Consider the following 7,496-nt stretch of genomic DNA (forward strand, 5'->3'; position numbering starts at 1 on the left):
GCATGAGTCGCTCAGACGGGCACGGGTACGGCGATTCGGCGCGCGCCGACGACGGACCGTACGCGGGCGGGCAGACCCGCACCCGGCTCCCGGACCGGCCCGGCGACCCCTACGGCGGCGCGCGGCGCGGCGGCCGCTCGTCCTCGCGCAGCCTGATCACGGTGGTCGCCGTGGTCGTCCTGCTCATCGCCGCGATCGCCTTCGCGAACCGCTCGGGAGGCCGCGCCCCCGCCGCCGGCGGCAACGCCGACAAGCCGAAGGCGGCGGCGACCGCGGCGACCGGCAAACAGCCGGTGCAGACGAAGACGGGCGGGATCCCGTCGGGGTTCGCACACGACGAACAGGGGGCGCAGAGCGCTGCCGCGAACTACGCCGTGGCCCTCGGCTCGACCGGCATGTTCAAGAAGGACACCCGGCACACCCTCCTGGACCTCCTCTACACCCCCGACGCGGCAGCCAGGCTCCAAGGACCCATGGACCAGGCCTACTCGGCTGACTTCCTCAACCGGATGGGCCTGGACGCCGAAGGCAACCCGCCCACCGGCAGCACGTTCGTCTCACGCGTGGTCCCGGTGGGCACCACCGTGAAGCAGTACAGCGACAGCGGCGCCGAGATCGCGGTCTGGTACATGGGACTGATCGGCATGTCCGCGGAGACCTCCACCGACCCGGTCACCTCGTCGTGGAAGACGTGGACGTTCGAACTCCAGTGGTCGAGAGGCGACTGGAAGATCGTCTCCGACTCGCAGAAGGACGGCCCCGCCCCGGTCCCCGGTGACGACAAGGCCGCCACCTCCGACGAGATCCGCAAGGCCATCGAAGAGTACGGAGGGTTCACGTATGCCCGGTAGCAAGCAGCACCTGCTCAAGCTCACCGGAGCCGTGGCAGCCGTGCAGACGTCGGTCGTGTTGTTGGCCACCCGTGCCGTCGCCGCGCCCTCACCCAGCCCGACGCCGTCGCCGAGCGACAACCACTGCGACCTCATCGTCGGCCGGGCCAGGCAGTACTGCGAGCGTGGCAACAGCCCCAGCGACGGTGGTTCCCGGGCCCCCGACCCCACCTCCACCCTCGACCCCCTCTCCTCCCTCGCCAAGGGCTGTGCCGACGCCGCCTCCTGGACCGTCACCAAGCTCAGCAAGGCCGTGCAGGAGACCGCGAACGTCGACTTCACCAACCAGAAGTTCCTCCAGCAGTACGCGGTCGTGTTCGCCGCGTCGACCGTGCTCACGCTGTTGCTCTGGCTGCTGGCCGTGGCCAAGCGGGCCGTGCGCGGCGTGCCGCTGACCACCGCCATCTCCGAGGCCGTCGGCTTCCTTTGGCTGACCGTGCTCGCCTCGGCCTTCACCCCGCTGATCCTCTACACGGTCGTCTCGGCCACCGACGGCGTCTCCGACGTCCTCGCCAAGGCGACCGGCGATCAGGCCGGCACCTTCTTCGGCACGTTCTCCGCCGCGCTCGCCAAGGGCGAGAACATCGGCGGCGGGCCGATCATGCTGATAGTCGTCTCCCTGGTCTCCATCCTCGCCGCCGGCGTGCTCTGGCTGGAACTCGTCATCCGCGCCGCCCTGCTGTACGTCGGCGCCCTGCTCGGCACCGTCGTCTACGCCGGGCTGGTCGACAAGAACCTGTGGGGGCACGTACGCCGCTGGGCCGGAATCATGATCGCGGTGATCCTGGTGAAACCGGTCATCGTGATCGTGCTCGGGCTCGCCGGCGCGCTGTCCTCGGGCGACAACGGACCCGGCGCCTTCTCCGCGGTCGTCTCCGGCCTCGCGATCATCCTGCTGGCCATCTTCGCCAGCGCCATGATCTACCGGTTCGTCCCGGGCTTCGGCGACGAGATCGCGGCCGGCCGCAACAACCGCATCATGCAGGGCGCCGAGGGCAAGGCCGCCGCGGTCATCAGCTCCCCGGCCAGCCTGGTCGCGCAGGGCATCAAGACCCACAGCACGCGGGCCGACAGCAACGGCGGTGGCGGCGGCCAGTCGTCCGCGCGCCCGGCCAACCCGGTCTCCGGCGGCGTCGCCGCGCACAGCGCGCGCGTCCCGGACGGCGGCGGCGGATCTGTCCCCTCCGCCGCGCCCGCTCCCCGCGCACCCAGCCCGGTGAACTCCCCCCACGCCGGAAGCACCCGCAAGAGCAGTACCAACCGCACGGGAGGTGAAGGGCGTTGACGACCGATTCCCATGTGTCCCACACGGTCACGCCCCGCCGTACATATCTGATCGGCCGCGCCCGGCCGAACGCGATCGTCGGCCGCAACCGCGAGACCGGTGAGATCGTCCTGATCATCGCGGGCGCGTTCATCGGCATGATGTGCGGCCTGCTGGTCCCGGTGCTGCCCCTGCGCATCGTGCTGCTGACCGGTTTCCCGCTGCTGTCGCTGGCCGCGGTCTACCTGCCGTACCGGCACCGCACGTTCTACAAGTGGTTCGAGATCAACCGCAGTTACAAGCGCACCGTCAAGAGCGCCGCCGTCTACCGCTCGGGCGTGATGGAGGCCGGAACGGACCTGGACGGCCGGGAGGTCGAGATCGGTCCGCCGCCCGGCATCGGCCGGATCACCTGGCTCGCCGCGCCGTTCGGACCGGACGAGATCGCCGTACTGCTGCACGCCGACCGCAAGACGGTCACCGCCGCCATCGAGATCGAGGGCCCCGGCGTCGGCCTGCGTGACTCCGAGGACCAGGAGGCCCTCGTCGACCGCTTCGGCACCCTGCTCAAGCACGTGGCCAACGGCGACGGCTTCGTCACCCGCCTGCAGATGCTCGCCCGCACCCTCCCCGCCGACCCCGACGCCCACGCCAAGGACGTCACCGTACGCGGCGACGAGCGGGCGCCGCAGTGGCTCCAGGGGTCCTACGACCAACTGCAGTCCATGGTGTCCACCAGCAGCGAGCAGCACCGCGCCTACCTCGTCGCCTGCATGCACTACACCCGCGAACTCGCCGCCGAGGCCCACGCCATGGCGCGGGCCGCCCGGCCCCAGGCGGGCCGCAAACTGGACCGGGACGCCGGACTCGCGGTGGTCATGGCCCGCGAGCTGACCGACATCTGCTCCCGGCTCCAGGAAGCCGACATCCGCGTACGGCAGCCGCTCGGTCAGGGACGGCTGGCCTCGCTGATCCACTCCATGTACGACCCGGACCACCCCATCGACCACATCCAGGCGATGACCAAGCGCAACGCCTGGCCGGCCGAACTGGACGCCATGGAGCCGACGTACCTCCAGGCCAAGACCCGCGAGTCGGCGACCCGCGAACCCTGGTGCCACGCCACCGCGTGGGTCAAGGAGTGGCCGATGACCCCGGTCGGCGTGAACTTCCTCGCGCCCCTCCTCGTCCACACCCCGGACGTCATCCGCACCGTCGCCGTCACGATGGACCTCGAACCCACCGAGGTCGCCATCGAGCGCATGCTGACCGAGAAGACCAACGACGTCGCCGAGGCCAGCCGCGCCGCGAAGATGAACCGCACCGTGGACCCGCGCGACGTGGCCGCCCACAGCCGCCTCGACCAGCGCGGCGAGGACCTCGCCAGCGGCGCGGCCGGCGTCAACCTGGTCGGCTGGATCACCGTGTCCTCCCGCTCCCCCGAGTCCCTGGCCCGCGACAAGCGGACGATCAGAGCCTCGGCCGGGAAGTCCTACCTGAAACTGGAGTGGTGCGACCGCGAGCACCACCGCGCCTTCGTGAACACGCTTCCGTTCGCCACCGGAATCCGACGGTAGGGGCTGATGCTCTGATGCGGGACCCGCTGACCGCACTCACGGACGCCTTCACATCCTTCCTGTTCGGGAAGGTGGAGACGACCCGGCTGCCGGTGAGAACGTCCACGGGCCAGGCCCAGGCGGTCTACCTGCCCACCGCCGCGCCGGGCCTGGGCGACTCGGGCGTCATCATCGGGCGCGAGGTGTACTCCGGGAAGGGCTACATCTACGACCCCTTCCAGCTGTACGGCCAGCAACTCCCCGCGCCGCACTGGCTGGTCCTCGGCGAGTCCGGCAACGGCAAGTCGGCGCTGGAGAAGACCTACGTCCTGCGCCAGCTCCGCTTCCGCGACCGCCAGGTCGTCGTCCTGGACGCCCAGGGCGAGGACGGGGTGGGCGAGTGGAACCTCATCGCGGAGGAGCTGGGGATAACGCCGATCCGGCTGGACCCGATGGCGGCCCTGGACCACGGCATCCGGCTCAACCCCCTGGACCCGTCGATCACGACCACGGGCCAGCTGGCGCTGCTGCGGACCATCATCGAGGTCGCGATGGGCCACGGCCTGGACGAGCGCTCCGGCTTCGCGCTGAAGGTCGCCCACGCGTACGTCAACGAGACGATCGTGGAACGCCAGCCGGTGCTGTCGGACATCGTCGAGCAACTCCGGCACCCCGAACCGGAGTCGGCCGAGGCGATGAACGTCGCCATAGACGACGTACGGGCCTGGGGCCTGGACGTGGCACTGGTCCTGGACCGCCTGGTCGACGGCGACCTGCGCGGCATGTTCGACGGCCCCACCACGGTCGGCATCGACCTGGACGCGCCCCTGATCGTCTTCGACCTGTCCCACATCGACCGCAACTCCATCGCCATGCCGATCCTGATGGCGATCGTCGGCGTGTGGCTGGAGCACACCTGGATCCGCCCCGACCGCAAGAAGCGCATCTTCCTGGTCGAGGAGGCCTGGCACATCATCAACAGCCCGTTCGTGGCCCAGCTGTTCCAGCGGCTGCTGAAGTTCGGCCGCCGGCTGGGTCTGTCGTTCGTGGCCGTCGTCCACCACCTGTCCGACGTGGTGGACGGAGCGGCGGCCAAGGAGGCCGCAGCGATCCTGAAGATGGCCTCCACCAGGACGATCTACGCCCAGAAGGCGGACGAGGCGAGAGCGACGGGACGGGTGCTCGGCCTGCCCAGGTGGGCGGTCGAGATCATCCCGACCCTGACGCCCGGTATCGCGGTGTGGGACGTCAACGGCAATGTCCAGGTGGTCAAACACCTGGTCACCGAGACCGAACGACCGCTGGTGTTCACCGACCGCGCCATGACGGAGTCCTCCAGCGACCGCCTCGCCGACGACACCCTGCGCGCCGCGGAGTTGGAGGCCGAGGAGCGGGCGGCGACCTACATGGGACAGCACATCGCCAACCTGGACGGCTCCTCGGAGTCGACGGTGGCCTAGAGGGGACGCACGCGTGAGACCGGACGACCGCGACCACGGACAGGGCCGCCAGGGCCGGCGGGACGGCCAGGGCGGCGTTCCCGACAGCCTGCTGGTCGGCGTCCTGGCCTTCCTGCTCGGCATGACCCTGCTGGTGTGGACGGCCACCGGACTCGCCGGCCTGTTCGCCAACGGCTCCTGGCCCTCCGGGGTCGCCTTCACCCGCACACCGATGGCGATGCGCCACCTCATCGCCGACCCGCACGACATCCCCGGCGCCTGGCCGGACACCGCACCGGAGCGGCTGTCGGGGTACGGACTGTTCTGGGGCCTGTTCATCGGCCAGTTGATGGTGCTGTTCGTGCTGACCGTGTTCGTGCTGGGCACGGTGGCCCGGTGGAGAGCCGGGAGAGCACGCAGGCGGGCGGAGAGAGAGGCGGCCCGGGAACGGACGGCGGCGCCGGAACCCCAGGAGGTGCCTGCGCCGGTCCCCCAGGAGGTCCCCACCCAGCGGACGGCCCCGGAGCCCGGACGGCCGCTCGTGGCCGCCCAGCAGCCCACGGAGGCCCCACAGACCGTGGAAGCCCTGCAGCCGGTCGAGGCACCGCGGCCCGCGGACCGGCCGGCACCCGCGACACCCCTCGCACAGCCCCTCGTGCCCTTCGCCGCCGGCAGCCACGGCGGACCGGCCGGCGGACGGGAGAAGGTCCTGATCGCACCGCGAGAGGCCCGGCAGGCGGCCGCGGCGCAGGCGATCCGGGATGCGGCAGGCCCGGCCCTCGTCATCACGTCGAACCCGGCCCTGTGGCAGGACACGAAGGACTCCCGGGCCAAGCTGGGCCCGGTCCTCCTCTACGACCCCGCCCACCTCTGCGACACCCCGGCCCGCCTCCACTGGTCCCCCACGGCGGGCTGCGAGGACAAGGCGACGGCGGCCGCCAGGGCCGCCGCACTGCTCGCCCCGGTACGCCCCACCGCCAAGGTCGACCAGGCGACCGGCGACACCGCGGAGACCCTTCTGCGCAGCTTCCTGCACGCCGCCGCCATAGACGGCCGCGCCGTCCGCCACGTCCACCGCTGGGCGCAGGGCACACAGGTCCAGGAGGCCGTGCGAATCCTCCGTACGAACCCCAAGGCCGCCGCCGGATCGGCCGGCGAGCTGGAGGCCTCACTCACCTCGCACCCCGAACGGCGGGACCTCGCCCAGGAGTTGACCAGCCGAGCACTGGCCTCACTGTTCACGGTGAACATCCGCGAGGCCTGCACTCCAAACCGAACTGATGCCGTCGCCTTGGATTCCTTCGTGAACGAAGGGGGCACGCTCTATGTGGTCGGCGAATCCCTCGAGGATCCCCGGACCAACCCGGGTGCGATGCCCCTCCTGACGGCACTCGCCTCAAGCGTGGTCGAGCGCGGCCGGCGCATGGCCGAACGGTCATCCTCCGGTCGCCTCGACCCACCACTCGCACTCGTCCTGGACGACGTGGCCGCCGTCGCCCCGCTGCCCCAACTCCCGGGGCTGCTGGCCGACGGAGCCGACCAGGGGCTGCCCACGCTGGCCCTGCTCCGCTCCCGCGAGCAGGCACGTGCCCGCTGGCCGCACGACGAACTCCCGGCGTGACCAGGGCCCTCAGGGGCGTTCGACGACGTACTCCAGCTCGGACTCCGCCGAACCGGCCGTCAGCGGCACGGTGACCCCGCTCGGCAGGAACCCGATCCTGCGGTAGAAGCGCAGGGCCCGCCCGTTGTCCTCGTGCACGATCAGCCGCACCCGTTCCACGCCGGTGTCCCAGGCCCATTGGAGAGCCTCGTCGAACAGGACCTCGGTCAGCCCGCACCCGCGGTGCTCGGGCCGCACGTAGACACCGACGACATGTCCCTGCCGCCGCTCGACCGGAAACCCGGCCCAGTCCGTCGTGCCGGCCTCCTCCACGAGCACGGTCACGGTTCCGGCCCACTCGCCGTCCGGCCCCTCCACGACGAACTGCCGGGCGTCGTCCGACCCCACGGCGGCCCCGGCCGTCCGCTCCTGCCAGAACGAGTCCGGCCTGGCCAGGGCGTCGTCGTACGTCTCCAGAAAGGCGAGGTGGGCCACCGGGTCCTGGAGCGCGACCAGCCGCAGCGCCTTCGCGGCGGGCCACTCCTCAGTGCGCACGGCACGGACGACGTACTGCTCGGTGCTGCTGGGGCTGCTCATGGGGCCACGGTAATGCACCAAAACAAAAGGGCCCACACCTTTTCGGTGTGGGCCCTTTCTTAAAATTTGTTCGGCGGCGTCCTACTCTCCCACAGGGTCCCCCCTGCAGTACCATCGGCGCTGTGAGGCTTAGCTTCCGGGTTCGGAATG

Annotated in this window: 6 protein-coding genes and 1 rRNA gene; 5 read left to right on the forward strand and 2 right to left on the reverse strand. The window is 70.9% G+C overall.

The window, feature by feature from the left end:
• Window positions 1-2 precede the first annotated feature (2 nt).
• Genes ACIQMV_RS35645 through ACIQMV_RS35665 form a run of 5 tightly spaced genes read left to right on the forward strand, consistent with a single transcriptional unit; the run spans window position 3 to window position 6,770 of the window.
• The gene (locus ACIQMV_RS35645; RefSeq protein ID WP_402597257.1) at window positions 3-851 is read left to right on the forward strand and encodes a hypothetical protein; all 849 of its coding nucleotides are present in this window, start codon (window positions 3-5) and stop codon (window positions 849-851) included.
• The gene (locus tag ACIQMV_RS35650; RefSeq protein ID WP_402597258.1) at window positions 841-2,175 is read left to right on the forward strand and encodes a hypothetical protein; all 1,335 of its coding nucleotides are present in this window, start codon (window positions 841-843) and stop codon (window positions 2,173-2,175) included. The genes ACIQMV_RS35645 and ACIQMV_RS35650 overlap by 11 nt, the downstream gene beginning before the upstream one ends.
• A complete protein-coding gene (locus ACIQMV_RS35655) occupies window positions 2,172-3,731 on the forward strand; it encodes an SCO6880 family protein (protein ID WP_141360027.1) in 1,560 nt (519 codons plus the stop codon). The genes ACIQMV_RS35650 and ACIQMV_RS35655 overlap by 4 nt, the downstream gene beginning before the upstream one ends.
• Before the next feature lie 14 nt (window positions 3,732-3,745).
• Window positions 3,746-5,170: an ATP-binding protein gene (locus ACIQMV_RS35660; RefSeq protein WP_402597259.1), complete on the forward strand. Its 1,425-nt coding sequence runs from the start codon at window positions 3,746-3,748 to the stop codon at window positions 5,168-5,170.
• Between the two features lie 13 nt (window positions 5,171-5,183).
• Window positions 5,184-6,770 (forward strand): type VI secretion protein, encoded by a 1,587-nt coding sequence (locus tag ACIQMV_RS35665; RefSeq protein ID WP_402597260.1) that lies wholly within the window; start codon window positions 5,184-5,186, stop codon window positions 6,768-6,770.
• 9 nt (window positions 6,771-6,779) lie between these two features.
• On the opposite strand, the gene ACIQMV_RS35670 is transcribed toward ACIQMV_RS35665, so the two are convergent.
• Window positions 6,780-7,346, reverse strand: coding sequence for a GNAT family N-acetyltransferase (locus ACIQMV_RS35670; protein ID WP_402597261.1), 567 nt, complete (start codon window positions 7,344-7,346; stop codon window positions 6,780-6,782).
• Window positions 7,347-7,414: 68 nt separating this feature from the next.
• Window positions 7,415-7,496, reverse strand: a 5S ribosomal RNA gene (rrf, locus tag ACIQMV_RS35675); the annotation flags it as partial.

It is taken from the genome of Streptomyces sp. NPDC091412 (genome assembly GCF_044756885.1).
Lineage (GTDB): Bacteria > Actinomycetota > Actinomycetes > Streptomycetales > Streptomycetaceae > Streptomyces.

Bases quoted from the DNA above. Each gene is read 5' to 3' on its own strand.
- ACIQMV_RS35645 (WP_402597257.1), top strand. From the start codon at position 3: ATGAGTCGCTCAGACGGGCACGGGTACGGCGATTCGGCGCGCGCCGAC.
- ACIQMV_RS35650 (WP_402597258.1), top strand. From the start codon at position 841: ATGCCCGGTAGCAAGCAGCACCTGCTCAAGCTCACCGGAGCCGTGGCA.
- ACIQMV_RS35660 (WP_402597259.1), top strand. From the start codon at position 3,746: ATGCGGGACCCGCTGACCGCACTCACGGACGCCTTCACATCCTTCCTG.
- ACIQMV_RS35670 (WP_402597261.1), bottom strand. From the start codon at position 7,346: ATGAGCAGCCCCAGCAGCACCGAGCAGTACGTCGTCCGTGCCGTGCGC.